Origin of the sequence: Streptomyces zhihengii (genome assembly GCF_016919245.1) — a bacterium.
GTDB lineage: Bacteria > Actinomycetota > Actinomycetes > Streptomycetales > Streptomycetaceae > Streptomyces > Streptomyces zhihengii.
The window spans coordinates 622,205-648,200 of record NZ_JAFEJA010000001.1; the positions used below are offsets into that span (position 1 = coordinate 622,205).

14 protein-coding genes are annotated in these 25,996 nt (G+C 76.3%); 3 read left to right on the forward strand and 11 right to left on the reverse strand.

What is annotated here, in order from left to right; translation table 11 throughout:
• Nucleotides 1-3: 3 nt before the first annotated feature.
• The 8 genes from JE024_RS02705 to JE024_RS02740 all read right to left on the reverse strand — a co-directional run bounded on the left by JE024_RS02705 (nt 4) and on the right by JE024_RS02740 (nt 13,766).
• The gene (locus JE024_RS02705) at nt 4-1,293 is read right to left on the reverse strand and encodes an MFS transporter (RefSeq protein WP_205372017.1); all 1,290 of its coding nucleotides are present in this window, start codon (nt 1,291-1,293) and stop codon (nt 4-6) included.
• 391 nt (nt 1,294-1,684) lie between these two features.
• Nucleotides 1,685-2,047, reverse strand: a complete 363-nt coding sequence (locus JE024_RS02710) for a hypothetical protein (protein ID WP_205372018.1) — start codon at nt 2,045-2,047, stop codon at nt 1,685-1,687.
• Nucleotides 2,044-3,381, reverse strand: coding sequence for a glutamate synthase-related protein (locus JE024_RS02715; RefSeq protein WP_205372019.1), 1,338 nt, complete (start codon nt 3,379-3,381; stop codon nt 2,044-2,046). Before JE024_RS02715 ends, JE024_RS02710 begins: the two co-directional genes overlap by 4 nt.
• Nucleotides 3,378-4,382 (reverse strand): asparagine synthetase A, encoded by a 1,005-nt coding sequence (locus JE024_RS02720; RefSeq protein WP_205372020.1) that lies wholly within the window; start codon nt 4,380-4,382, stop codon nt 3,378-3,380. Before JE024_RS02720 ends, JE024_RS02715 begins: the two co-directional genes overlap by 4 nt.
• A gap of 61 nt (nt 4,383-4,443) precedes the next feature.
• Entirely contained in the window at nt 4,444-5,769 is a 1,326-nt protein-coding gene (locus JE024_RS02725) for a methylaspartate mutase (RefSeq protein WP_205372021.1), read from the reverse strand.
• On the reverse strand, nt 5,769-6,179 hold the full coding sequence (locus JE024_RS02730; RefSeq protein ID WP_205372022.1) for a cobalamin B12-binding domain-containing protein: 411 nt from the start codon (nt 6,177-6,179) through the stop codon (nt 5,769-5,771). The genes JE024_RS02725 and JE024_RS02730 overlap by 1 nt, the downstream gene beginning before the upstream one ends.
• 187 nt (nt 6,180-6,366) lie before the next feature.
• Nucleotides 6,367-6,582, reverse strand: coding sequence for an MbtH family protein (locus JE024_RS02735; protein WP_205372023.1), 216 nt, complete (start codon nt 6,580-6,582; stop codon nt 6,367-6,369).
• Complete coding sequence (locus tag JE024_RS02740) at nt 6,579-13,766, reverse strand: non-ribosomal peptide synthetase (protein WP_205372024.1); 7,188 nt, start codon at nt 13,764-13,766, stop codon at nt 6,579-6,581. Before JE024_RS02740 ends, JE024_RS02735 begins: the two co-directional genes overlap by 4 nt.
• Nucleotides 13,767-14,121: 355 nt before the next feature.
• On the opposite strand from JE024_RS02740, the gene JE024_RS02745 reads away from it, so the two are divergent.
• The 3 genes from JE024_RS02745 to JE024_RS02755 all read left to right on the forward strand — a co-directional run bounded on the left by JE024_RS02745 (nt 14,122) and on the right by JE024_RS02755 (nt 16,895).
• On the forward strand, nt 14,122-15,303 hold the full coding sequence (locus JE024_RS02745; RefSeq protein WP_205372025.1) for a class I SAM-dependent methyltransferase: 1,182 nt from the start codon (nt 14,122-14,124) through the stop codon (nt 15,301-15,303).
• Between the two features lie 192 nt (nt 15,304-15,495).
• The gene (locus JE024_RS02750) at nt 15,496-16,149 is read left to right on the forward strand and encodes a DUF1796 family putative cysteine peptidase (RefSeq protein WP_205372026.1); all 654 of its coding nucleotides are present in this window, start codon (nt 15,496-15,498) and stop codon (nt 16,147-16,149) included.
• Nucleotides 16,146-16,895 (forward strand): PIG-L deacetylase family protein, encoded by a 750-nt coding sequence (locus JE024_RS02755; RefSeq protein ID WP_205372027.1) that lies wholly within the window; start codon nt 16,146-16,148, stop codon nt 16,893-16,895. Before JE024_RS02750 ends, JE024_RS02755 begins: the two co-directional genes overlap by 4 nt.
• 471 nt (nt 16,896-17,366) lie before the next feature.
• Here JE024_RS02755 and JE024_RS02760 read toward each other — a convergent pair whose 3' ends face one another.
• From JE024_RS02760 to JE024_RS02775, 3 genes are all read right to left on the reverse strand, one after another.
• On the reverse strand, nt 17,367-22,850 hold the full coding sequence (locus JE024_RS02760) for a condensation domain-containing protein (protein WP_244882549.1): 5,484 nt from the start codon (nt 22,848-22,850) through the stop codon (nt 17,367-17,369).
• A 77-nt stretch (nt 22,851-22,927) separates the two neighbouring features.
• Nucleotides 22,928-24,904, reverse strand: coding sequence for a non-ribosomal peptide synthetase (locus tag JE024_RS02770; RefSeq protein ID WP_244882550.1), 1,977 nt, complete (start codon nt 24,902-24,904; stop codon nt 22,928-22,930).
• Nucleotides 24,905-24,911: 7 nt separating this feature from the next.
• A complete protein-coding gene (locus JE024_RS02775; protein WP_205372028.1) occupies nt 24,912-25,946 on the reverse strand; it encodes a TauD/TfdA family dioxygenase in 1,035 nt (344 codons plus the stop codon).
• Nucleotides 25,947-25,996 lie beyond the last annotated feature (50 nt).

The window sequence follows — 25,996 nt, forward strand, 5'->3', positions numbered from 1 at the left end:
GCCTCACACGGTCGTGGCAGTGGGCTCCGGTGCGGTGCGGGTGAGTTCCCCGGTGCGCGGGGCGGCGTCCTTCCGGGAGCGCAGGGCGATGGCGGCGGCGATCGGCGAGAGCAGCGCCAGCCCGGCGCAGAGCAGCCAGGTGCCGGTCACGCCGAGATGGAGCGAGACCGGGGTGAACAGGGCCAGGGACAGCGGCGCGGCGCCGATGCCGGAGAGCGCGAAGGTGGACATCGCGGCGCCCATCCGGCCGTCGGGGACGGCCTGTTGGTACGCGGTGACCAGCGCCGGCCCGTTGAGCCCGGACAGCAGGCCGACGGCGGCGGCGGTCGCGGCGAGGACGCCGGGCGACGGGACGAGCGCCATCGCGCCCATGCCGGCGGCGAGTCCGGTCCCGGTGAGGACCAGCTTGACGTGCGGCGGGATGTGGTGGGCGAGCACGGCCCCGAGCGCGGCCGAGGCGAGCGCGCCGACGCTGAACGCGGCCAGGACGAGGGCGACCGCGCCGACGCCCCAGCCCTGCTCGGACGCGCGCAGGGGCAGCGCGACCTCGGCCGGCCAGAGGAACGCGAGGTCCATCGCGAAGCAGGCGACGAACATCCACCGCAGTCTCGGGTGCGCGGCGAGCAGCCGGAAGCCGTCCCCGGAGCGGCGGACGAGGGAGGGCCCCTGCTCGGTGCGCTCGGGGCGGGACATGCCGCGGGTGACATGGGCGGCGCAGCCCAGCCAGACGGCGCACCCCAGGGCGGCGGCGGCCATCGCGACGGGCAGCCCGCCGACCACCACCAGCCAGGCGCCGAGCGGCGCTCCGGCGATGGGCGCGAGGCGCAGGACCATGGAGAAGAGGGAGTTGGCCCGGCCGAGCTGGTCCTGTGGCGCCAGATGCGGCAGCAGCACCCCGGACGCGGGACCGGTGAGACCGAGCAGGACGCCGTCGACGAGAGCGATCACGACGAGCGGCCACAGCGTCTCGGTGGTGGCGACGACGAGCGCGCCGCCCACCAGGACGGCGACCCGCACGCTCGTGGCGCGCAGGAGGACGGCCCGGGGGCCGAGCACATCGGTGAGCGCGCCGCCGAACAGCAGCAGCAGGGCGCGCGGGACGGTGGCGGCGAGGGTCACGACGGTGACGGCGCCGCGGCCGCCGAGCTGGACGGCCGTCCAGCTCATGGCGATCAGCAGGGCGAAGCTGCCCGCCTGTACGGCGGCCTGCCCGACGACGAGGCTGCTGACACGGCGCCAGTCGACGGCGGACTCTGAGCCGCCCGGTGTGCCGGCGGCGGGGTTCGATCCCATGGGTTCGGCTTTCTGTGCTCGAAGGACGGGGGGCGCGCCCGGGGGCGCGGGTTCGGGAGCTGCACGCCCGCGTGCGGGGCGCGGGTGCCCCTGGCGGGGCGGCGGGGCGGGTGTCCCGCGCCCCGGGGGCGGGACACAGCGGTGGTCCGTTGCAAGTGCCGTGCCGGGCGGGTCCGGTGGTCCGGTCAAGTGCCTCGGCGGGCGCGGGAGTCGGGGGTGGGCAGGTGGGGTGGGTGCGGGAGTCGGGCGGGTGCCCCTGGCGGGGCGGCGGGGCGGGTGTCCCACGCCCCGGGGGCGGGAGCCGTATAGGGCAGGGAACAACGGCGGCCGGGGCAAGTGCCGGGCGCGGGAGTCGGGGGCGGGCAGGTGGGGTGGGTGGGCAGGGGCGGGGTCAGGGGGTGCGGAGGTGGACGCGGGCGGTGCCCGGGTCGCCGCGGAGGGTGGCGGCCACCGCGAGGGCGACCGCGCGGTGGGCGGCGCGGCGGACCGCGCGTTCGGTGGCGCGGTGGCCGGTTCCGGGGTGGAGCGGGTGCCGGGCCGGGGGCCGGGGCGTGCGCAGTTCGACCCGGCCCCCGAGGTAGCCGCGCCCCGCGTCGGCGAGGGCGCGCTGTGCCGTGCGGCGGACCGCGGCGGCGAGTTCGCCGCCGACCGCGGCCCCGTCGTCGGGGGCCGTCACGGTGATCCCGGGGATCTCCCGCACCCGGAAGCGGGCGTGGACCGTGCGGCCGGTGCCGGGCCGGCGGTGGGCGCTCATACGGCGCCCCCCGCCGGCCGGGCGGCCTCCCCCGGTGCGGTGGTGACCGCCGCCGGGTGGCCGGTGCCGTCGTCCGCCGGGTGGGCGGGCGCGGCGAAGGATCCGTCGGGCCACCACAGGTCCTCGGGGCCGAGGGCGGTGGTGGCGTACTTGCCGAGCGCGCTGACGAGCAGGCGCAGTTCGAGGGCGAGGGCCTCCGCGAGGCGCTCCAGGCCGTGGTCGGGGTCCTCGTCGACGGCGACGAGGGCGGCCCGGCCGAGGCCGACCGCGCGGGCGCCGAGGGCGAGGGCGCGCAGCGCGCGGCCGCCCTCCCAGATGCCTCCGGTGGCGAGCAGACAGCCGTCCGGGCGGCCGATGCGGCGCAGGCACTCGGCGAGGGGCAGGCCGACCTGGTCGAGGAAGACGCCGGGTGCCCAGCCGGTGCCGCCCTCGGCGCCGTCGACGGTGACGGCGTCCGCGCCGGCGGCCCAGGCCGCGCGGGCGGCGCGGTCGACGTCGCGTCCGGGGTGGAACTTCACCCAGGTGCGCGCCTTGGGGAAGTTGTTGCGCATGAAGCGGAGCTGCTGGCGCAGGATCTCGTCGGTGAACGTGCCGGGGGTGGCGCAGCGCAGCCGGTGGGCGCTGTCCTCGCCGAACACGTCGCGCACGGTGAAGCGGCGGGCGAGCTGCTCGGCCTCGGCCCGGTCGACGACGGTCATCCCGCCGAGGCCGGGTTTGGCGCCCTGACCGGTCTTCAGCTCGAAGGCGAGGCGTCCGGTCTCCAGCAGCGGGCGGAAGGCGGGGTCGCTGTAGAGGAGGTTCCACACCTCGGAGTCGGCGTCCTCGGTGGACTGCTGGACGACGATCCCGCCGCAGCCGTCGGGGACTTCCGCCAGGTAGGCGTCGATGCGGGCGCTCAGTGCGGAGCGCACCGCGTCGCCGGCGCGGCGGTAGCCGTGGACGGGGACCATGTTCTCGCCGATGACCATGGGGATGCCGAGCCGGGCGGCCTGGCGGGCGGCGTGCACGGCGAGGTCGCCGCTGCCGGCGCGGGTGGAGCCGAAGGCGGAGAGGTAGAGCGGGAGGCGGGCGGTGAAGCCGCCGACGGAGGTGGTGAGGCCGACGTCGGAGAACTCGGGCTCGCGGGCGAGGTCGATCAGCTTCCCGAGGCGTTCGGGCATGAAGACGGGCGGGACGATCCGGGCGCGGTCGAGGGCGTCGGCGGGCGCGGCGGGGGCGGGTCCGTAGAGGCGGGTGCCGTATCCGGCGGGGTCGGGGAAGACGGCGGCGGTGCCGCCGCGGGCCCGGGCGCGGACGTGCTCCTCGGGGAAGCCGGGGGCGCTCAGCGAGCTCACGGGGCCACCACCCCGGGGAGCTTCGGGTAGGCGGAGACCTGCCAGAGGGCGTCGAGGCCGGTGAGGAAGCGCACCAGGCGCTGGAGGCCCATGCCGAAGCCGGCGCTGGCGGGGATGCCGTCGCGGGCCTCCTTGAGGTACCAGGCGTACTTGGCGGGGTTCTCGCCGCTCTCGCGCATGCGGGTGACGATGGTGGCGTAGTCGGCCTCGCGTTCGCTGCCGGAGACGAGCTCGCCGAAGCCGTGGGGGGCGATGAGGTCGAAGTTGCGCAGGACGCCGGGGTTGTCGGGGTCCTCGCGGTCGTAGAAGCCGCGGGAGCCCTTGGGGTAGTCGTTGACGAAGAAGGCGCGGTCGCTCTCCAGGGAGAGGAGGCGTTCGCCGGCCCAGTCGATCTCGCCGTCGGGGTTCTGCGGGTGGCCGGCCGCGAGGAGCCGGGCGACGGCCTCCTCGTGGGTGTGGACGTCGTACTTGCCGGCCCGGACGTCGGCGAAGTCGGTCTCGGCGCGGCCGAGTCCGGTGAGGATCCCGGGGACGGCGGTCCACACGTGCTCGGTGACGTGGGTGAGCAGTCCGGCGGCGATCTCCTGGGCGTCCTCGCGGCTCGCGTCGGCGATCTCCACGTCGATCTGGTGGAACTCGACGAGGTGGCGGCCGGTGCCGGCGGTCTCCTCGGGCTCCACGCGGACGTTGGGGGCGATGTAGAACAGCCGGGGGAAGCCGTGCAGGGACGCCTGCTTGTAGAGGATGGCGCTGGTCATCAGTTTGTAGGGGTGGCCGTAGTAGTCGACGTCCAGGGCCTTGGCGCCGCGGCCGCCGGGGTCGGTGACGGGGCCGACGAGCGGGGGCAGCAGTTCGGTGAAGCCCTCGCCGCGCAGATAGGCGCGGGCCGCGTACAGGGCCTCCTGCTGGACGAGCATGGCGGCGCGCAGCCGGGGCGAGCGCAGGTGTTCGCCGAGCGGGGGCGGGGTGGCCGGTGCGCCGGGGGCGGGGTGCTGGTCCATGGCGGGGCTCCTGTTCGGGTGGTCGCGTCCGGGGTGCGGTGGGGCGCGGGAGGTCGGTTCGTCAGACGGGGAGCGGGGTGGCGGGCGGGCGGTCGTGGCGGCCGTCGCCGTGTTCGGTGCCGGTGTCGTCGCGGCGCGGGCTGTCGTAGCGGTCGGCGACGTGGTTCAGGGCTCCGAGCAGGCCGGACGAGGTGAGCGGCGCGGCGCCGGCCGCGGCGTCGGCGCGCAGCGGCATGGCGCCGGTGCGGGCCCAGCGCAGCCGTCCGCCGGAGTCGATGCAGCCGAGCGAGCGGCCGGCGTTGTCGGGGTGGAGGCAGAAGGGCACGTCCAGCAGTCCGCGGGCGAAGGCCGCGGTGAGGGCGCGGGACAGGTCGGGGTGGAGGCCGAGGACGGTCTCCACGAGGGTCCGGGCCTCCTGGTAGATCTCGCCGTCCTCTCCGGTGCCCGTGCCGGGGGCGGCCGGTCCGGCGAGCGCGGCGGCCGCGGCGGCCGTCTCCAGGGCGCGGACGTTCTCCTCGACGGTGGGGATGCGGTGGGCCTCGGCGGCGGTCTTGACGATGAGGCGGCCCGCGCCGGAGCGCACCGCGAGGCGTGCGGACGCCTCCAGCAGCCGGGTGGCGCCCTGTTCGGTGCGCGGGTAGACGCCCATGTAGGTGTAGAGCACGACGTGGTGGTCGACGTCGCGGGGAAGGAACTCGCCGGCCAGGCGGTGCAGGGCGCGCAGGGCCTCCTCGTCCTGGCCGGCGTCGGTCTGCTGGGCGTAGCTCAGGGAGACGCTGCGCAGTCCGTACCGGGTGAAGAAGAGGCACTCCAGGACGCTCATGGCCACCAGCAGTCCGGGCGGGCAGAGCTGGCCGAGGAGGCAGCCGCCGAAGCTCTCCAGGTGCGGGACGGCACCGGGTCGGGCGCCGGTGGCGAGCAGTTCGCAGGCGCGGGCCCACGCGGCGACGGAGTCGCGCAGCGGGGTGCGGCCGTAGGGGAGGCAGTAGGAGACGGGGCCGCCCTCGGTGGCGTCGAGGCCGGCGGCGGCGAGGGCGCGGACGATGGGTTCGGGGCGGGCCGAACCGTGCCGAACCTGTACGGGGAAGTCGGGGCCGTGCAGTCCGTCGAGGACGCCCCGGGTGGTGTCCGGGCCGTGGGCGGCGATCGGGTAGCCGTTGAGGCGGGTGCCGTCGGCGACGGCGGCACGGGCGGTGGCCAGGTCGCCGACCCGGGTGTAGCTGTCGACGGTGAGCGTGCCCGCGGTGCGGGCCGTCGCGGCCCGGGTCCGGGCGAGGCCGTCCCGCATCCGGGCGGGGTCGCCGAAGCCCATGCGGGGCTGGACGACGAGGCGGCCGGCGGCGGACGCGGCGGCGACGAAGGTGCCGAAGGCGGGGGGCCGGTCCATCAGGCCGGCACCTCCCTGCGGGCCCGTGCGGCGAGGAAGCCGCGCAGGGCGTCGAGATCCTCCCCGAGCACGGCGTCGCAGCCGGCCTCGGTCAGCGCGCTGACGTCGGCCTCCTGGCGGTGGCCGGCGACGCCGAGTTTGCCTCCGAGGACCACGGGCAGTCCGGCGAGCGCGGGTTCCGCGCGCAGCCGGCGGACCGCGGTGAGACCGTCGCGGTAGCCGTGCCCGTTGACGCTGCTGAGCACCACCGTGTCGGGCGCGTGCCGCAGACAGCCGGCGACGAGCAGCTCGGCGTCGACGCAGGGGCCGAGCCCGACGACCTCGTGCCCCTGCTCCTCGAGGAAGAGACGGAGATACACGAGATTCCATGTGTGGGAATCCGATGCGGTTCCGCTCAGGAGAATCTTCATGCCTGAAGAATAGAATTCGGGGGCGGCAGGGAGGGGAAGTCAGAGCGGCAGCAACGACCGGCACTTTACCTGAGGAAAAAAGGCTCCCGCGCCCGGCGGGCGGAAAAGGGAAAAGGCGCCGCGCCCCGCTGGGTGAGCGGGGCGCGGCGCCTTTCGGGGCGGTGTCCGCCGGGGTGGCGCGGACGGGTCAGGCGTACTGGGCGACGAGGCTGCGCGGGCGGATGTCGGTCCAGTGAACGGTGATGTAGTCGAGGGCCTCGGTGCGCGGGCCCGGTCCCCAGACGCCGTTCCAGCCGGCCGGGACGTCCGCGAAGGCGGGCCACAGGGCGTGCTGGCCCTCGTCGTTCACGACGACGTGGAAAACACCTTCGGCCTGGTCGAACGGGTTGACGGACTCGCTCATGACTGACTCCTCGTTTCTTTCTTCTGCAGGGCGGAGATTTTCTCCGAGACAATTCTTCCGATGATTTCGAGAGGTTCCGGTTCGGCCATTCGCAGATGGCCGCATTCCAGGGTGCGGTTCTCCACCGTGCCCTCGGTGAAGGGGATCCAGGTGGCGGCGAGGGCGCCCTCGGGCTCGCCCTCCCTGCGGGCGGTGAAGAACAGCACGTCGGTGTCGGCGACGCCCGGCACATGGCGGGACATCAGCTCCGCGTGGGTCTCGGAGGCCCGCAGCACGGCGCGGAGTTCCGAGGCGGAGAAGCCGGCGAGGACGGGGTCCTCGCGGCGGACGCGCTCCATCGCCCCGGCGAGGCCGGCCGGCTCGGGGGCCCGCTCCTCGGGCGGCAGGACGCGGACGCTGCCGGGGCCGGTCTGGTGGACGTCCATCAGGGCGAGCAGCTCGACCTGTTCGCCGGCCTCCCGCAGGCGTACGGCCATGGTGTGGGCGACGAGGCCGCCGAAGGACCAGCCGAGCAGCCGGTAGGGGCCCCAGGGCTGGACCTCGCGGATCCGTTCCAGATAGGTGTCGGCCATCTCCTCGACGCTGCGCGGCCGGTGGGCGGGGTCGCCGAGGCTGCGCGCCTGGAGGGCGTAGAGCGGCTGGTCCGCGCCGAGGTGCCGGGCGAGGCCGGCGTAGGCCCAGCCGACGCCGGTGCCGGGGTGGACGCAGAACAGCGGGCGGGCCGTGCCGCGGCTGCTCAGCGGCAGCAGCACCCCGAGGGCTGCGGAGGCGTCGTCGTCCTCGGTGCCGAGCAGGCCGGCGGGGGTGGGCGAGCGGAACAGGTCGCGGACGGTGCGTTCGACGCCGAGGACGCGGCGGATGCGGTTGACCAGACGCACGCCGAGCAGCGAATGGCCGCCCAGGGTGAAGAAGTTGTCGTCGATGCCGACCCGGGGAACGCCGAGGACCTCGGCGAACAGGCCGCACAGCACCTCCTCGCGGGCGTTGCGGGGGGCCCGCCCGGCAGGGTCGGCGGCCGGCCGGCCGGGGGCCGGCAGGGCGGCGCGGTCCGGCTTGCCGTTGACGGTCAGCGGCAGCGCGTCGAGGACCACGACGGCGGCGGGCACCAGGTGCTCGGGGAGGTGGGCGCGGGCCTCGGCGAGGAGTTCGGCCCCGGTGACGGTGTCCTCGGCACGGGGGACGGCGTAGGCGACGAGGGCCTTGTCGCCGGGCCGGTCCTCGCGGACGACGACGAGCGCCTGCCCGACCGCGGGGTGGGCGGCGAGGACGCGTTCGACCTCGCCGGGCTCGATCCGCACACCGCGCAGTTTGACCTGGCCGTCGGCGCGTCCGAGGAAGCGGAGTTCGCCGTCCGGGGTCCACAGGACGCGGTCGCCGGTGCGGTACATCCGGCTGCCGTCGGCCTCGAAGGGGTCGGGGACGAACCGTTCGGCGGTGAGGCCGGGGCGGCCGAGGTAGCCGCGGGCGACATGGGCTCCGGCGACGTACAGCTCGCCGGGGACGCCGGGGGGCACGGGCCGCAGCGCCGTGTCGAGGACATGGCTGCGGGTGTTGTCCATCGGCCGTCCGAGGTGGAGTCCCGCGCCGCCGAGGGTGCGCTCGCCGGTGGTGAACCACTGGTTGTGGGAGGCGAAGGTGGTCTCGGTGGGGCCGTAGGAGTGGACGAGGACGGTGTCCGGGCAGTGGGTGAGGACGCGCTGCACGGCGGCCGGGGCGGCGACGTCGCCGCCGGTCCACACCTCGCGCAGCAGCCGCAGGGTGTCCAGGCCCTCGTCGGCCATGACGTGGAACAGGCCGACGGTGAAGTAGGCGCAGGTGACGCCGTGTTCGCGGACGGTGCGGGCGGTCTCGGCGAGGTCGGTGCCGTCGCCGCGCATCACGACCAGACAGCCGCCGTTCAGCAGGGGCACCCAGATCTCGAAGACGGAGGCGTCGAAGCCGGTGGCGGAGTGCACCAGCATCCGGTGCGGTCCGCCGCGCGCGGTGTCGCCGTCGGCGGCGAGTTCCCGCACGTTGCGGTGGGTGACGCCGACGCCCTTGGGCCGGCCGGTGGAGCCGGAGGTGAACATCACGTACATCAGGTCGTCGGCGTGCGCCGCGGTGTCCGCGGGCTCCGGCACGGGCGCGGAGGCCGGGGTGTCGGTGCCGTCGACGAGGAGCAGGGCGGTGCGGGCCGCGCCGCCGGGGGCGTCCGGGGCGTGGGCCGTGTCGGTGACGAGCAGCGCGGCGTCCGCGTCGGCGGTCATCAGGGCGATCCGGGCGGCGGGGAGCCGGGGGTCGAGCGGCAGGTAGGCGGCGCCGCACTTGAGGACGGCGAGCGCGCCGACCACGAGCGGCACCCCGCGTTCCAGCAGGACGCCGACGGTGTGACCGCGGCGCACACCGGCGGCGCGGAGCCGGGCGGCGAGGGCGTCGGCGCGGGCGTCGAGTTCCCCGTGGGAGACGGTGCCGTCGTCGGTGATCAGCGCGGGGGCGTCCGGGGTGCGGGCGGCACGGCGGGCGAGCAGCTCGTGCACGGTGCCCCGGGGGGTGACGACGGTGGCGGTGTCGTTGTACTCGCCGGTGAGGCGGAACCGGTCGGCGTCGGTGAGCAGGGGCATCTCCCCGATCCGCAGCCGGGGGTCGGCGGCGACGGCGCGCAGGGTGCGTTCCAGGTGGCCGGCGATCAGGGCGGCGGCGGGGGCGTCGAACAGGTCGGTGGCGTACTCCAGTCCGCCGGTGAGGCCGGCCGGTGCGCCGTCGGCGTCGCGCAGGTCGGTCAGGGCGAAGGTGAGGTCGAACTTGGTGGTGACGGTGGTCAGCAGGGCCGGGGCGTCGTCGCGGAACAGGCTCCGGGCGGCGTCCGCGCCGGGCACGCCGCCGGCGTAGTCGTGGTGGAGCTGCACGACGACCTGGGCGAGCGGGTGGTGGGCGGTGGTGCGGACGGGGTTGAGGTGTTCGACGACCCGGTCGAAGGGGAGCTCCTGGTGGGCGTAGGCGGCCAGGTCGGTGCGCCGGACGCGGTCGAGGAGGTCGGCGAAGGCCGGGTCGCCGGAGGTGTCGGTGCGCAGCACCAGGGTGTTGACGAAGAAGCCGACCATGGGGCCGAGGAGTTCGTCGTCGCGTCCCGCCGTCATGGTGGCGAGCGGCAGGTCGGTGCCGGCGCCGTGCCGGGTGAGGACGGTCGCGAGGGCGGCCTGGAGGACCATGAAGAGCGTGGCGCCGTTCTCGCGGGCGAGGGCCTCCAGGGCCCGGTGGGTGGCGGCGTCGAGGGTCAGCGGGGCGTGTCCGCCGCGGTGGGTCGCCTCGGCGGGGCGCGGGCGGGCGGCGGGCAGGTCGAGGACGGCGGGGGCGCCGGCCAGGGTGGTCTCCCAGAACACGCGGTGGGCGTCGGCCTCGGGACCGTCGAGGAGGTCCTGCTGCCAGAGGGCGTAGTCGGCGTACTGGACGGGGAGCGGGTCGAAGCCGGGGGCGCGGCCCTCGGCGCGGGCGAGGTAGGCGGTGGAGAGGTCGGCCAGCAGCGGTCCGGTGGACCAGCCGTCGGCGGCGATGTGGTGGACCAGCAGGACCAGCACCTGGCCGCTGCCGTCGTCCGGTTCGAGGAGCGTGGCCCGCAGCGGTATCTCGCCGGCGAGGTCGAAGACATGGGCCGACGCCTCGGCCGCGGCGGCCGCGAGCCCGGTGGCGGGGACGACGCGGACGTCGAGGACCGGGCGGGCGGCGGGCAGGACCTCCTGGTGGGGCTCGCCGTCGGCGTCGCGGTAGCGGGTGCGCAGCACCTCGTGCCGGGCGCAGAGGTCGGCGAGCGCGTCGGCGAGCGGGGCGGCGGCGAGGGGCGCGGCGGGCCGCAGGACGATCGGGATGTTGTAGGAGGCGCTGGGGCCTTCGAGGGTGTCGATGAACCAGAGCCGGCGCTGGGCGCGGGAGAGCGGGAGGCGCTCGGGCCGGTCGGCGCGCGCGGCGGGCCGGGGCCGGCCGGCGGCGCCCGCGTCGCCGGTGCCGTCGGCGCGGTGTCCGGCTCCGGCGATGCGGCGGGCGAGGGCGTCGGGCGAGGGGGCCAGGAACAGGTCGCGCACCTGGACGTGGACGCCGAGACGGGCCCGGATCCGGTTGGCGAGGCGGACGCCGCTCATGGAGTGGCCGCCGATGGTGAAGAAGTCCTCGTGCGGGCCGACCCGTTCGAGGCCGAGGACCTCGGCGAACATGCCGCACAGCGTGTCGGTGTGGGGGGCGGCCGGTCCGGTGGCGCCGCGGGCCGCCGCGGCGGCGGCCTCGCGGGCGGCGGCGCGCTCGGCGCCGCGGGTCCGCCGGGCGTCGAGGGCGCGCCGCTCGGCGCCGGGCACCAGGTCGGTGTCGCGGACGGGGGCGCCGGCGTCACCGGCGGCAGCGCGAAGGGCGCGTTCCAGTGCGGTGAGCAGGATCCGGGGCACGTCCTCGTCGAGGACGTCGCGGGCGTACTCCAGGGCGATCCGCAGTCCGGCGGGGGCGTCGTCCGCGCCGCGCAGTTCCACGCAGGCGGCGGTGAGGTCGAACTTGGTGGTGGCGGGGCCCTCCCCGGCGAAGCGCCCGGTGATGCCGGCGTCCGCGGCGCCGGTACCGGCGGCACCACCGCCGCCGTCGCCGCCGAAGCGGAAGGTCTCCTCGGCGGTGACGGCCGTGCGCAGGGTGAGCATCACCTGGAACAGCGGGTGCAGACCGGGCGCCCGGGGCGGGCTCAACTGCTCGACCAGCAGGTCGAAGGGGATCCCCTGGTGGGCGAAGGCGGCGAGGTCGCTCTCCCGGACGCGGTCGAGGAGGGCGGCGAAGGCCGGGTCGCCGGAGGTGTCGGTGGGCAGCACCAGGGTGTTGACGAAGAAGCCGACGAGGTCGTCGAGGGCTTCGTCCTCGCGCCCGGCTACGGGGGTGCCGAGGGCGAGCCGGTCACCGGCGCCCGCGGCGCGCAGCGCGAGGCCCAGGGCGGCCTGGAGGACCATGAGGACACTGGCGTCGTGCGCGGCGGCGAGGCGCACCAGGCGTTCGTGGACGTCCGCGCCGAGGTCGGTGTGGACGATCCCGCCCTCGTGGGTCCGGTCGGCGGGACGGGGCCGGTCGAGGGGCAGGGCGGTCTCCGCGGGAAGGCCGTCGAGCGCGGTGCGCCAGTGGCCGAGGCCGCGGGCCACGACGGAGTCCGGGTCGGCCGGGTCGCCGAGGACGTCGTTCTGCCACAGGGTGTAGTCGGCGTACTGGACGGGGAGCGGGTCGAAGCCGGGCGCGTCGCCTCCGGCGCGGGCCCGGTAGGCGGCGGAGAGGTCGTTCATCAGCGGAGCGAGCGACCAGCCGTCGCCGGCGACATGGTGGAGCAGCACGGCGAGGGTGGCGCCGGGGCCGTCGTCGGGGAGGAACAGCGCGACGCGCAGCGGGAGTTCGCGGGAGAGGTCGAAGGTCTCGGCGGTGAACCGGGCGACGCTGCACCGGAGTTCGCCCGCCGGGCACTCGACGGTCCGCAGCCGGACGGTGCCGGGGGCGAGCACGTGCTGGTAGGGCTCGTCGCCGGGTGCGGGGAAGACGGTGCGCAGCACCTCGTGCCGTTCGACGAGGTCGGTCACGGCGGCGGCGAGCGCCGCGCGGTCGGGGGCCGCGTCCAGGTCGAGGACGATGGGCATGTTGTAGGCGGCGGAGGGGCCGTCGAGCTGGTCGACGAGCCACAGCCGGCGCTGGGCGTGCGAGAGCGGGACCCGGTCCTCGGGCGGCAGCGGGTCCTCGTGGACGACGGGCAGGCCAGGGTCGGCGGTGCGCAGCACCTTGCGGTTGATCTTGCCGGAGGTGGTGCGCGGCAGGGAGACGACCAGGGAGACGGCGGGCACGGCGGCGGCCGGCATGCGGTCGCGGACCCAGTCGCGCAGTTCCTCGGGCGCGGTGCCGCCCTCGGTGACGGTGAAGGCGACGAGCCGCTTGACGCCGTCGGCGTCCTGCTGGGCGACGACGGCGGCCTCGCGGACCGCGGGGTGCCCGGCGAGCACGGAGTCGACGGCGGCGGGGTCGATGCGCTGGCCGCCGATCTTCACCTCGTCGTCGAGGCGGCCGTGGTAGAGGATCTGGCGGTCCTCTCCGATGGTCACCAGGTCGCCGGTGCGGTAGGCGCGTTCGCCGTCGAGTGCGGTGAACCGGCGGGAGTTCAGCTCGGGGCGGTGGAGGTAGCCGCGGGTGAGGCCGCCCCCGAGCAGCCACAGTTCACCGGCGACGACGGCGGCCCGGACGCCGGGCAGCGGCCGTCCGATGGGGACGGGGCCGGGCTCGTGGCGGGTGAGGTCGGCGACGGTGGCGACGACGGTGGTCTCGGTCGGGCCGTAGGCGTTGAGCAGCCGGACCCGCTCGCCGGCGAGGGCGCGCCACTGCGCGATCCGCTCGGGCAGCGCGGCCTCGCCGTAGATGATGACGGTGCGCAGCGCCTCGGGGAGGCGGGCGGAGCCGGTGGCCAGGACGTACACGAGCTCGTGCCAGTAGGCGGCGGGCAGGTCGAGCAGGGTGACGCCGTGGCGGGCGCAGCCGTCGAGGAGTTCGCCGACGTCGAGCATGTCGTCGGTGCGCAGCACGAGGGTGCCGCCGGCGCCGAGGGTAGCGAAGATCTCCTGGATGCTGGCGTCGAAGTGGAGCGGGCTGAACTGGAGCACCCGGTCGTCGGGGCCGATGCCGTAGGCGGGGGTGGCCCCGGCGATGAAGTGGGCCAGGGAGTCGTGGGCGACGACGACACCGTTGGGGGTGCCGGTGGAGCCGGAGGTGTAGATGACGTAGGCGGCGCCCTCGCCCGCGCCGGGCCCGTCGAGGACCACCTCGCCGCGGCGGGCGACCTCGGCGGGCGCGGGGGCCGTGTCGCCGCAGGCGTCCCGCAGGATCGCCTCGTTGCGGGCGTCGGGGGCGCGGACGTCGAGCGGCAGGTAGGCGGCGCCGGTGGTGAGGACGGCGAGCAGCCCGACGATCGCGTCGACGCCGCGCGGCCGGTGCAGGGCGACGAGCCGTCCGGGGCCGGCCCCTTCGGCCGCGAGGGCGGCGGCCCGTTCGCGCACGGCGGCGGCGAGGGCCGCGTAGGTGAGGGAGGTGTCGCCGTGCACGAGGGCGGTGGCGCCGGGCCGGGTGCGCACCTGATGGTCCATCAGGTCGAGGACGGGCGGGGCGGGGTCGGGAGAGGGTCCGCCGTCGAGCAGGTCGTCCGTTCCGCTGGGGGGCATGCCGAGTTCCTCCGGTAAGGGGCCGAGAGACCGGGGCGAACGGTTCCTCTCGCCTCCGTGGGCCTCCACGCTAGGGGCGGGTCCCGCGCTCCCGGGGCAGTCCGCCCGGCAGCTCGGGGCGGCAGAACGCGGGCCCCGGGAGCTGCCGGTCGGGGGCGCGGCACTCGGGAGCGCCGGGCGGCCCGGGTGGCCGAATCGCGGTGGGCCATGGCCGAGTTACTGGTCTAGACCATAGGTCGGTGCGGTGACTACCGTCGCTCCCGGGAGCGCGCCGGCCGATTCCCCGTGAACCACCGGGCCGGCGCGCGCCCCTGCCCGCAGACGCCCCACCGCCCTCCCCCGGAAGGACCCGCTCGTGAACGACATCCTCGTGGTGCTCAGAGCCGAGGACGCCGTCGTCGACTTCCTCTCCCTGCTCGCCCCCGCGGGCGGCACGGCCGCCCGTGTCCTGCTCTGCGACACCGGGGAGACCCTGTCGTTCGCCGCCGGAACGGGCAGTGCAGAACGCCTCACCGCGCTCGCCGCCCGCGTCCGCCCGGCGGACGGATCCGCGGCCTCGCCCGGCACCGCCGACCTCACGGAGCGGCTCCGCCGGCTCGGAGCCGACGGCGGCACACGGGTGTGGACCCACTCCCCCGCCGACACCCGGCGCAGCCGCGGGCGCGTCGGACGCGACACCGCGCTCGCCGCCGACACGCTCGGACTGCCGGTCCGGCACGCCGTCGGGCACTCGCCGTACCTCCAGTTCGTCAGCGACCTGGACCACCCGCTCGGCCGCCGGGAGTGCGCGGCCAAGCTCCGCTTCGTCAACACCCACTGCGCGCACCTGCTCGACAGCGACTCGCCGGAGCACCTGCTCACCACCGGCCGGGTGCCGGCCACCGAGCGCTTCTTCGCCTCCGGCGCCGAGGAGCGCGAGCGCCTGTACGCGCTGATGGCGAGCCTCGACGACGAGGCGGCCGCGGTGCCGGACCCCTGGGAGTTCGCCACCTCTCCCTACGAGCAGCGGCGGCTGGACGCCACCACCGCCTGGGTCGCCCGCACGCTCGCCCCCGGCGACGGACGGCTCGTGGAGGTCGGCGCCTGCGAGGGCGCGCTCACCGCCCGCCTGCTCGACAAGGGCTACGGCGTGGCCGCCACCGAACCCAACCCGGCCTTCCGCGAGCGCCTCGCGCGCCAGGTGCGCTCCGACCGCCTGGGCGTCCACGCCCACGGGCTGGAGGACCTCGCCGGGGGCGGGAACGGGGGCGGTGCGGGCGGGGGCGGGCTGCCGGGGGCCGCGTACCTGCTGATCGAGATGCTCTACTACGGCCAGGACCCGGGCCTGCTCGACACCCTGCCCACCGATCTCGTACTCGTCGCCCTCGAACCGGAGGCCCTGGACACCCGGCTGCGTCCCTGGCTCGACGGGAACGGCGTCTGGGAGTGCACCGACGAGACCGTCCTCGTCCGCCCCGCGCTGGAGGCCGTCTGCGGCGGGCGGGCCCATCTGCGCAAGCGCGGCAGCACCGGGCTGGTCCTGCGCCGCCGGGCCTGACCGCCGCCGTCGCCACCACCGCCCCGTCCGCCGTGTCCGCGGTGTCCGCCGTGTCCGCCGTGTCCGCCGCTGTGCGTCACGTTCGCCGCGGGCCGTCGCGACCACCCCGTCCGTCGCGACCGCCGCCGGGCTTCACGGCGCCCGGCGGGCGGGCAGCCCCGCACGATCCCCCACACACCGAGGAACGTTCCCGTGTACGACCTCTGCGTCGGGCTCGGCTACCACTGCGAGTCCACCCACCAACTGCGCCGCCACACCGGAGACGGGCGTGCCCACTTCTTCGACTGGCTCGACCTGGACCTCGCCTCGGTCGTCGACGCCGTCCGCTCCGACTTCCGCGACGTGCTGCGCACCGGCCCCGTCGTCCCCTGCTCCGAAGGCCGCTGCGCCCTCGACCGGCCCTCCGGCATCCGGTTCTTCCACGACTTCCGCGCCGCACCGGGATCACCTCTCACGGCGTCCGACATCGCCGAGCAACTGCCGCGCGTGCAGGCCAAGTTCGCCCACCTGGCGGACCGCTGGCGCACCATGGCCGCCTCGTCCGCCCGGGTGCTCTACGTCCACCACGACGCCTTCGACGAGAGCGGCACGGCCGAGGTGCTGGACCTGCACGCGGCACTCGCCGAGCAGCACCCCGGACACCGCTTCGGCCTCCTCTGGCTGCGGCGCACCCCACCGCCCGGCACCACCGCCCTGCCGCCCCACCTCCACACCGGCACCGTGCCGCTCGTCCCCGGCCGCTGGGAGGGCGACGACGACGCCTGGGACCGCGTCCTGTCCGCCCTGCCGCTGCGCCCGCGGACCGCGCCCGGCCCCCACGACCGAACCGAGGACCCCCGCCCATGACACCCGCCGCCACCGCGAACGCCCCGCGCACCGTCGTCCTCTCGCCCCACTTCGACGACGCCGCCCTCTCCCTCGCCGGTCTCATCGCCGGCCTGCCCGGACCCGTGGACATCGTCACCGTGTACGGCGGCGCCCCCGCGGCCGGCGCCTCCGTCTCCTGGTGGGACAGCAACTGCGGGTTCTCCTCGCCCGAGGAGGCCCACCGCGCCCGGCTCGCCGAGGACGCCGCCGCCTGCGCGCTCCTCGGAGCCCGGCAGGTGGTGCTCGACCACCCCGACGGCCCGTACGCCGCGCCGGGCGCCGAACCGGACCTGCTCGACGGCTACCTTGCGGGCCTGGAACCCGGCACCGAGATCCTCGTCCCGCTCGGCAGCAACCAGCCCGACCACGAAGCCGTCCGCCGCCGCGCGCTGAATGTCCTCACGGACCTCGGCGCCCCGCCGCCCACCGTCTACGCCGACCTGCCCTACACCGGCCACCTGCCCGAATGGGGTCTCCCGGAAGCGAGCGAGGCACTGGCGCGCAGCGCCCGGTGCGGGCTCGCCTACCAGGACCTGCTGCGCGGCTACCGCACCACCGTCCGCGACGCGCTGACCCTCGACGACCGGCAGTGGGCCGCCAAGCGCGCGGCCGTGCTCTGCTACGGCTCCCAACTCGCCCCGGTCTCCGCCGACCACGGCCCGTTCCTCGCCCGCCGGGGGCCACTGGCGTGCGAACTGACCTGGACCATTGCGCCTCTCCTTTAGAGGCTCGGTTCGCCTCCGGGGCGCTCAAGACGGCGCCGACGGTCGACCGTGCCTGTTTTCCTCGGGCTCGGTTCGCCTCCGGGGCGCTCAAGACGGTCCCGACGGTCGACCGTGCTCGATCCCTCGTTCCTCGGGACCTCCGCGCGCTCTCCCTTTCGGCACCGCCCGCGCCCCTTCGGCTCACTCGCCACACGAGGGCCCCGCGCTCTCCCCTTCGGCTCACTCGCCACGGGCGCACCGCCCTCCCTCCTCCAGCCCACCTGCCGAAGGGCGCACCGCCCGCGCCCCTTCGGCCCACCCGCCCCACGGGGCACCGCCGGGCTCCCCGCCCGGGCACCCCGCCCTCCCCGGGAACGCGGCACGGGCGACCGGCCCCGGGGCAACGCGGAAGCCGCGGACGGGCGCACGGAAGCAGCCCCACGCCCCGACCGGCCCCGGGATGCGCGCACCGGGGCCGGTCGGGGTCGTGGGTCAGGTGGCGGAGCGGGCGCCGGCGCGGGTGCGGCGGCGGAGGGTCGGTGCCGGGGACGGGGGACGCGGCGCGGCCGGGGCCTCGGTGCGGGTCTCCGTCTCGGCGAGGCGGCGGGCCAGGGCGCGCGCGGACGGGTTGCGGAACAGGTCCCGGAGGGTGAGGTCCCGGCCGAGCTCGGTCCGGATCCGGTTGAGCAGCCGCACCGCGAGGAGCGAATGCCCGCCCGTGCGGAAGAAGTTGTCCTCCGGGCCGACCTCCCGTCCGCCGAGGACCTCGGCGAAGAGGAGCAGCAGCCGGTCCACCCGGTCGTCGGCGGGCGCGGCCGGGGCCGCTTCCTCCGCGGCCGGGGCGCCGGTGGCGAGGATCCGGGCGGGGGTGAGGTACTCGGGCAGCCGCTCGGCCGCCCAGGCCCGCAGCTCCGCCTCGGTCGCCGTGCCCGGGGCGCGGGTGACCCGGGCGTGCAGCACGCCGTCGTGGACCTCGGCGACCGCCGCCGTCACGGCGGGGTGGGACAGCAGGGCCGCCTCGACGCGGCCGGGTTCCACGGGGTAGCCGCCCGCCGTGAGCGTGGCGACGGGGCGCAGGGTGCCGTCGGCGGCGCGGTAGGCGCGGCGGCCGGTGGGGTGCGGGGTGCCGTCGGCGGTCCGGGTGTGGACCTCGCCCGGGACGCGGACGGCGGCGGGGCGGCCGCGCTCGTCGAGGACGGTCTCCTGCGCCGCCGGGCGGGCGGGGGTGTCCGGGCCGGCGGGGGCGTCGGAGAGCGGCAGGCCGGGGTCGGCGGCGAAGGCCTCCAGCGCGAGGGCCAGACGCCCGGTCAGGAGCCGTGCGGTCTCCTCGTCGTAGAGGGCGGTGGCGTACTCCAGGACCCCCCGCAGCCCGCCGGGCGCCCCGTCGGGGCCGGCCAGTTCGGTGACGGCGAAGGTGAGGTCGCTCTTGGCGCCGGTGCTGCGGAATCCGACCGCCTCGCCGTCGAGGACGGACGGGGTGTCCGGGCCGGTGGCGGCTGCGTGGACCTGGAGCATCACCTGGACGAGCGGGGCGTGGGCGGCGGAGCGGTCGGGGCTGAGGTGCTCGACCAGCCGGTCGAAGGGCAGGTCCTGGTGGCTGTAGGCGGCGAGTCCGGTGGCCCGGACACGGCGCACCAGTTCGCCGAAGGCGGGGTCGCCCGAGGTGTCGGTGCGCAGCACCAGGGTGTTGACGAAGAAGCCGACGAGCGGGTGCAGGGCGTCGTCCGCGCGTCCGGCGACGGTGGTGCCGATCGCCACGTCGGTGCCGGCGCCGTGCCGGGTGAGCACGGCGGCCAGGGCGGCCTGCACCACCATGAACAGGGTGGCGCCGTGGGCACGGGCGCAGCGCAGCAGTTCGCGGTGGACGCCGGCGTCGATCTCGAAGCCGGTGAGGGCGCCCGCGCCGTCGCTCTCCAGGGGGCGGGGCCGGTCGGTGGGGAGGGCGAGGAGCGGCGGCATGCCGTCGAGGGCCGTGCGCCAGTGGGCGAGCTGCTCCGGGGCGATGCCGTTCTCGCCGTCGAGGAGGTCGTGCTGCCAGAGGGTGTAGTCGGTGTACTGGACGGGCAGCGGCGCCCAGCCGGGGGCACGGCCCCGGACGCGGGCCCGGTAGGCGGTGTCGAGGTCGGCGAGGAGGCAGCCGGTGGACCAGCCGTCGCCCGCGATGTGGTGCACGAGCAGGACCAGGGTCTGCCGGCCGTCGTCTTCGGTGACGAGCCGGGCCCGGAACGGGATCTCGGCGGCCAGGTCGAAGACGTGCCCGGCGGCGGTGTCGACGGCGGCGCGTACGGCGTCGGGCCCCTCGGCGCGGACGAGTTCCAGGACGGGCCGCGCGTCCGCGACGACCCGCTGGTACGGCTCCCCGTCGTGTGCCGGGCAGACGGTCCGCAGCACCTCGTGGCGCTCGGCGACGTCGCCGAGCGCGGCGGCGAGGTGGGCCGGGTCGAGCGGCCGGTGGAGCCGGGTGACGACGGGGATGTTGTAGGTGGCGCTCGGGCCCTCCAGACGGTCCATGAACCACAGGCGCTGCTGGGCGGCGGAGAGCGGGATCCGCTCGGGGCGCAGGGCCGGCGGGACGGGCCGCGGGGCGGGGCGTGCGGGGCCGTCGGCCTGTGCGGAGAGGCGGCCGAGGAGCTGCCGCGGGGTGGGGGCGAGGAACACGTCGCGGATGGCCGCCTCGGTGCCGAGCGCGGCCCGGATCCGGTTGGTCAGCTTGCCCGCGAGCAGGGAATGGCCGCCGAGCTTGAAGAAGTTGTCGTCCGGGCCGGCGTCGTCGCGGCGCAGCACCTCGGCGAAGAGGCCGCGCAGGATCTCCTCACGGGGGTCCGCCGCGGCGGAGTTCGGGGTCTGCCGGGTGCCGTCGGTGTCGGCGGCGCTGCTGCCGCGGGCGTTCTCCAGTGCCTCGTGGCGGCGGTCGAGGGCCGCGCGACCGGCGTCGTCGAGCAGGTCGACGGCGCTCAGCGGGGTGTCCCCGGCCTGTTCGGCGAGGGCGAGGAGGGCGCGCCCGAAGAGGCCGAGGAGCAGGTGGGCGGTCTCCTCGTCGTAGAGGTCGGTGGCGTACTGCAGGCCGATGAGCACGGCGGCCGGTTCGCCGTCGGGCGTCCAGGTCTCGGCGCAGTGGAAGCCGAGGTCGAACTTGGCGGCGGCGAGGTCGGCCCCGTCGAGGGTGCCGCCGGTGCCGCCGAGGCGGACGGTGGTGTCCTGGGCGGTCTGGGTGCTGACCATGACCTGGAAGAACGGGTGCCGGCCGAAGGAGCGCTCGGGGTTGAGGTCCTCCACCAGCAGGTCGAACGGCAGGTCGTCATGGGCGAAGGCGGCGAGATCGGCGTCCCGGACCCGGTCCAGCAGCCCGGCCAGTGTGGGGTCGCCCGACAGGTCGGTGCGCAGGGCGAGGGTGTTGACGAAGAAGCCCACCAGATCGTGGAGGCCCTCCTCCGGACGTCCGGCCACCGGGGTGCCGACGACCTGGTCCTCACCCGCCCCCGCGGCCCGCAGCGCCATCGCCAGCGCCGCCCGCACCACCATGAAGAACGTGGCCCGCCGCTCACGCGCCACCCCCAGCAGCGCCCGGTGGACACCGGCCCCGAGGTCCGCCGACACCACCGCCCCCCGGTGGCTCGGCTCCACCGGCCGCGGACGGTCGGCCGGCAGCCGGGTCTCGGCCGGGACGCCGTCCAGCGCCGCGCGCCAGTGGGTGAGCTGGTCCCGGGCGGTCGGGTGGGTGTCGCCCAGAAGTTCGTGCTGCCACAGGGCGTAGTCCGCGTACTGGACGGGCAGCGGTGTCCAGCCCGGGGTGCGGCCGTCGGTGCGGGCCCGGTAGGCGGTGTCGAGGTCGGCGAGGAGGCAGCCGGTGGACCAGCCGTCGGTGGCGATGTGGTGGACGTTGAGCACCAGCGACGCCGTGCCGTCGTCGGCGGCGAACAGGCGTGCGCGCAGCGGCGGTTCGGTGGCGATGTCGATCGGGAGGCGGGCGAAGGCGGTGACGAGGCCGGCCGCCTCGGCGGCCGCGCAGGCGACCCGGTCGACGGTGACCCGCGGGTCGTCCAGGATGTGCTGGCGGGGCTCGCCGTCCGTGGCCGGGTAGACGGTGCGGAGCACCTCGTGGCGTTCCACGACGTCCCGCAGCGCCGCCGCCAGGAGCGCCTGGTCGGGGAGCGCGTCCATGCGGAGCACCACGGGCGCGTTCCAGGCGGCGGAGGGTCCCTCCAGGCGGGTCTGGAACCACAGCCGCCGCTGGGCGTAGGAGAGCGGGATCCGCTCGGGACGCAGCGCGGGCGGTACGGGCCGCAGCACGGGGCGGTCGTCGCCGGCGGCCCGGGTGCCGAGCCGCTGGAGCAGCCGGCGCGGCGTCGGGGCGAGGAACACGTCGCGGATCGCGGCGCGCAGACCGAGCGCGCCGTGGACGCGGTTGGCGAGCCGGCCGGCGAGCAGCGAGTGGCCGCCGAGCTTGAAGAAGTTGTCGTCGGGGCCGTACGTCTCGCGGCCGAGCGTCCCGGCGAACAGGCCGCACAGGATCTCCTCCCGCGGATCGGCGGCCCCGGCGACGGTCCACCGGCCGGGTGCGGGGTCGGGCGCGGCGCCGGGGTCCCGGCGCCGCGCCGCGTCGAGGGCGCGGTGGCGCCCTTCCAGGGCCTCGCGTTCCCCGGCGTCCAGGAGGCCGAGCGTGTCGATCCCGGTGGACTCCGGCTGTGTGGCGACGGCGGTGAGCGCTCGCCCGAACAGCCCGAGGAGCAGGTGCGCGGTCTCCTCGTCGTACAGGTCGGTGGCGTACTGGAGTCCGAGGGTCAGTCCGCCGGGATCGCCGGCGGGTGTGGCCCTTTCCTGGCAGGAGAAGCTGAGGTCGAACTTGGCGGCGGCGAGGTCGGCGTCGTCGAGCTCGCCGGCGACGCCGCCGAGGCGGACGGAGGTCGTCTGCGCCGCCTGGGCGCTGACCATGACCTGGAAGAACGGGTGCCGGCCGAAGGAGCGCTCGGGGTTGAGGTCCTCCACCAGCAGGTCGAACGGCAGGTCCTCATGGGCGAAGGCCGCCAGGTCGGCGTCCCGGACCCGGCCGAGCAGGTCGCCCAGCGTCGGGTCGCCCGACAGGTCGGTGCGCAGGGCGAGGGTGTTGACGAAGAAGCCCACCAGATCGTGGAGGCCCTCCTCCGGACGTCCGGCCACCGGGGTGCCGACGACCTGGTCCTCACCCGCCCCCGCCGCCCGCAGCGCCAGCGCCAGCGCCGCGCGCACCACCATGAAGAACGTGGCCCGCCGCTCACGCGCCACCGCCAGCAGCGCCCGGTGGACACCGGCCCCGAGATCCGCCGACACCACCGCCCCCCGGTGGCTCGGCTCCATCGGCCGCGGACGGTCGGCCGGCAGCCGGGTCTCGGCCGCGACGCCGTCCAGCGCCGCGCGCCAGTGGACGAGTTGTTCGTGCGCGAGGCTCTCGGGATCCTCGGGGTCGCCGAGCATGTCCCGCTGCCAGAGGGCGTAGTCCGCGTACTGGACGGGCAGCGGCTCCCGGTCGGGGGCGCGGCCGTCGGTGCGGGCCCGGTAGGCGGTGTCAAGGTCGGCGAGGAGCAGTCCGACCGACCAGCCGTCGGTGGCGATGTGGTGGACGTTCAGCACCAGCGCCGCCGTGCCGTCGTCGGCGGTGAACAGCGCTGCCCGCAGCGGCGGTTCGGTGGCGATGTCGATCGGTAGGCGGGCGAAGGCGGTGATCCGTGCCGCCAGGTCGTCCCCCGCGGCGCACTCCTGTGCCTCGAACGGCGGCCGCGCGTCCGCCTCGATCCGCTGGTACGGCTCCCCGTCGGCGGCCGGGTAGACGGTGCGGAGCACCTCGTGCCGTTCCACGACGTCCCGGACCGCCGCCCGCAGGGCCGCGGGGTCCGGGTGGGAGGCCAGCCGGAGCACCACGGGCGCGTTGTAGGCGGAGGAGGGTCCCTCCAGGCGGGTCAGGAACCACAGCCGGCGCTGGGCGTAGGACAGGGGGATCACGGTTGCTGCTCCTCGGGAAGGGCGGGGGCGGGTGGGTGAGCCGGTGACGGGGGCCGCGCCGCCGGCGCGGCCTGCGGTCAGGCATCCTGCGCGGCCGTCAGCTCCTCGATGCGGGCCGCGAGGTCGCGCAGGCGCGGGTTGGCGTAGACGGCCTTGACCGGCAGGCTCACGGAGAGCTCGGCGCGCACCCGGGAGACCAGCTTGATGGCGAGCAGCGAATGGCCGCCCAGCTTGAAGAAGTTGTCGTCGGGGCCGATGGAGGCGGCGCCGAGGACCTGGGTCCAGACGCGGGCGATCAGCTCCTCCGCCGGGCCGTTCAGGGCGCCGGCGGCGGGCGCGTGTGCGGTGTCCCGCGCGGGCTCCGGGGCGGTGACGAGGGTGGCGAGCGCCGACCGGTCGAGCTTGCCGCTCGGCGTGGTGGCGAAGCGTTCCGCGGCGACGAACGCGGACGGCACCATGTAGGCCGGCAGGGTCTCGGTGAGGGCGGCGCGCAGGGCCTCGGCGTCGCCGCCGCGGTGGTGGGCGATCAGGCAGGCGGTGCCGGAGGCGTCCTCGCCGAGGACGACGGCGGCCTCCCGGACCCCGTCGGCGCGCAGCAGCGCGGCCTCGATCTCGGGGAGTTCGATGCGGTGCCCGCGCAGCTTGACCTGGCCGTCGGCGCGGCCCAGGTAGGCGAGGCGCCCGCCGGGGAGCAGCCGGCAGCGGTCGCCGGTGCGGTACATCCGGGCGCCCGCCGGGCCGGAAGGGTCGGGGACGAAGCGCTCGGCGGTCAGCGCGGGGCGGCCCCGGTAGCCGCGGCCCACGCGCGGGCCGGCGAGGTAGAGCTCGCCGCTCTCCCCCGGGCCGGCCGGGGCGAGGTTCTCGTCGAGCAGCCGCATGCGCAGGCCGGGCAGCACGGCGCCGATGTGCGGCTCGCCGGGCTCGTCGATCCAGCCGGCGGTGGCGTCGACGGTGCACTCCGTCGGCCCGTAGACGTTGAGGGCGCGCAGCAGTCCGGAGCGGTGGGCGGCGGCCAGCCGGTCCCACAGCGAGGGGCTGATCGCCTCGCCGCCGACGAGCAGGGTCAGCGGGCGGGGCCCGCCGCCGGCGGTGATCAGGTCGAGCAGCGGGTCGGCGTGCGAGGGGGTGATGTCCAGGTCGGTCAGGGCCTGTTCGTCGACGAGGGCGGCCAGCAGCGCGGGGTCGCGGCGGGTCTCCTCGTCGATCATGACGAGGGTGTCGCCGCGGCAGACGCGGACCCACTGCTGCACGGAGGCGTCGAAGGACGGCGAGGCGTTCCAGCCGACCCGGCGGGCCTCGCCGGTGGCGGCGCCGGCCTGCTCCAGCTCGCGCAGGAGCAGCGAGGCGGCGCCCCGGCCGATCTCCACGCCCTTGGGGCGGCCGGTGGAGCCGGAGGTGTAGATGACGTAGGCGAGGGTGCCGGCGGTGACCGGCACGGGGGCGAAGGCGGCCCGGGGCTCCGCGGGTGCCGTCAGTTCGGCGAGGGCGACGGTCCGGACTCCGTCGGCCGGGGGGTTGGCGCCGTCGGTCGTGACGACCAGGTCGGCGCCCGAGTCCTCGATCAGGTAGCGGCGGCGCTCGGCGGGCAGCGCCGGGTCGACGGGCAGGTAGGCGGCCCCGGCAGCGAGGGTGCCGAGGATCGCGGTGACCAGCCCGGCGCAGCGCGGCAGGCCGAGCGCCACGACGCTCTCGGGGCCCGCGCCGAGGGCGGTGAGGCGGGCGGCGATCGCGGCCGCCTCGGTGCGCAGTTCGTCGAAGGTGAGACTGCGGTCACCGGCGACCACCGCGGTGCGGGTGCCGGGGGCGGCCGCCAGGCGGGCGAGCAGGTCGGCGGCACCGGTGCCGGCCGCGCACGCCGTGCAGGTGCAGGCGTCCGGGGCGCCGGCCGCGCAGGCGGCGCAGGCGCAGGCGTCCGGGCGGGCGGTGGTGCCGCCCGGGCCGGCGGGGGCGGTGGCTGCCGCGGCGCGGCAGTCGACGGCCGGTGCGGAGCCGGCGTCGGTGGCGGTGGCCGGTGCGGTGTCGGCGGTCGTGCGCTCGGGGAGTACGGCGGTCATCTCGGGCTCACATTCCGTACGGGGAGGCGGAGGGGGCGGTGGTCGGGGAGCAGTCGGACAGCGGCACCGGCTCGCCCATCGCGACGAGGATCTTGCGGGCGCCGCCGAACGCCTCGCGGCCGTGGGCGCACAGGATGTTGTCGACGAGCATCAGGTCGCCCGCCTGCCAGGTCTCGCGGACGGTGACGGCCTGGTAGGCCTCGTTGACGGCGTCGACCTCGGCGTCGGTGAGGGCGGTGCCGTCGCCGAGGCGGGTGTCGAAGGGCAGGCCGTCGGGGCCGAAGGTCTCCGTCAGCACCTCGCGCACGTCCTCGTCGAGGCTGCGTGCGTTCCAGAAGGCGAAGTGGTTGAACCAGGCGCGCTCGCCAGTGACCGGGTGGGTGATGATCGCCGAGCGGAGCTGACGGGTGCGCAGGGTGTCCTCGTCCAGCCACTCGTAGCCGATGGCGTGCTCGTCGCAGTACTCCTCGGCGCCCGCGGGGTCCTCCGAGGAGAACGCCTTGCGCCAGGGCATGCCGGCCAGGTCGGAGTAGTTGCGCACGAGGAGCCAGCCCGCCTTCTCGAACCGCGCCACGAGCTCCGGCGGGAGGAGGGCGAGCGCCTTGCGCATGTCGCCGACGGTGGTGGCGCCGCCGGTCTCCGGGGCGGTGATGCAGCCGAAGAGCAGGACACCGGGGAAGTCGAGGGTGTAGCTGTTCTCGTTGTGCAGACGGATCGGCTGGGCGGCCGGCAGGTCGGTGGAGGAGAAGACGCCCTCGCCGAAGTCGGTGCGCGGGGTGGCCTTCTCCTTGTAGCCGGCGCGCTCGCTGACGAGCGCGTCACGGGCCTCGGCGAAGGTCGCCGCGTCGGTGACCGGCAGTCCGCGCAGCATCAGCGCGCCCGAGCGGTGCAGTTCGGCCTGGATGGCGGACCGCTGCCCGGTCAGCCAGGCGGTGGCCTCCGCCATGCCGGCGAAGCGCGGCACCTGGACGAGCGCGGGCTTGCCGGGCTCGCGTACGACGGTGATGCCCGCGGCGGCCGGGGTGGGTGCGAAGGTGGTCATCGTGGTTCCTCGTCTTCCGTGTCTTCCGTGGATGTGCGGAGCGGTGGTGT

Excerpts from the sequence above, each read along its gene's own strand:
- JE024_RS02730 (WP_205372022.1), bottom strand. The coding sequence starts at position 6,179 with ATGAAGATTCTCCTGAGCGGAACCGCATCGGATTCCCACACATGGAAT.
- JE024_RS02720 (WP_205372020.1), bottom strand. The coding sequence starts at position 4,382 with ATGGACCAGCACCCCGCCCCCGGCGCACCGGCCACCCCGCCCCCGCTC.
- JE024_RS02740 (WP_205372024.1), bottom strand. The coding sequence starts at position 13,766 with ATGCCCCCCAGCGGAACGGACGACCTGCTCGACGGCGGACCCTCTCCC.
- JE024_RS02755 (WP_205372027.1), top strand. The coding sequence starts at position 16,146 with ATGACACCCGCCGCCACCGCGAACGCCCCGCGCACCGTCGTCCTCTCG.
- JE024_RS02770 (WP_244882550.1), bottom strand. The coding sequence starts at position 24,904 with ATGACCGCCGTACTCCCCGAGCGCACGACCGCCGACACCGCACCGGCC.
- JE024_RS02710 (WP_205372018.1), bottom strand. The coding sequence starts at position 2,047 with ATGAGCGCCCACCGCCGGCCCGGCACCGGCCGCACGGTCCACGCCCGC.
- JE024_RS02725 (WP_205372021.1), bottom strand. The coding sequence starts at position 5,769 with ATGGACCGGCCCCCCGCCTTCGGCACCTTCGTCGCCGCCGCGTCCGCC.
- JE024_RS02775 (WP_205372028.1), bottom strand. The coding sequence starts at position 25,946 with ATGACCACCTTCGCACCCACCCCGGCCGCCGCGGGCATCACCGTCGTA.
- JE024_RS02735 (WP_205372023.1), bottom strand. The coding sequence starts at position 6,582 with ATGAGCGAGTCCGTCAACCCGTTCGACCAGGCCGAAGGTGTTTTCCAC.
- JE024_RS02705 (WP_205372017.1), bottom strand. The coding sequence starts at position 1,293 with ATGGGATCGAACCCCGCCGCCGGCACACCGGGCGGCTCAGAGTCCGCC.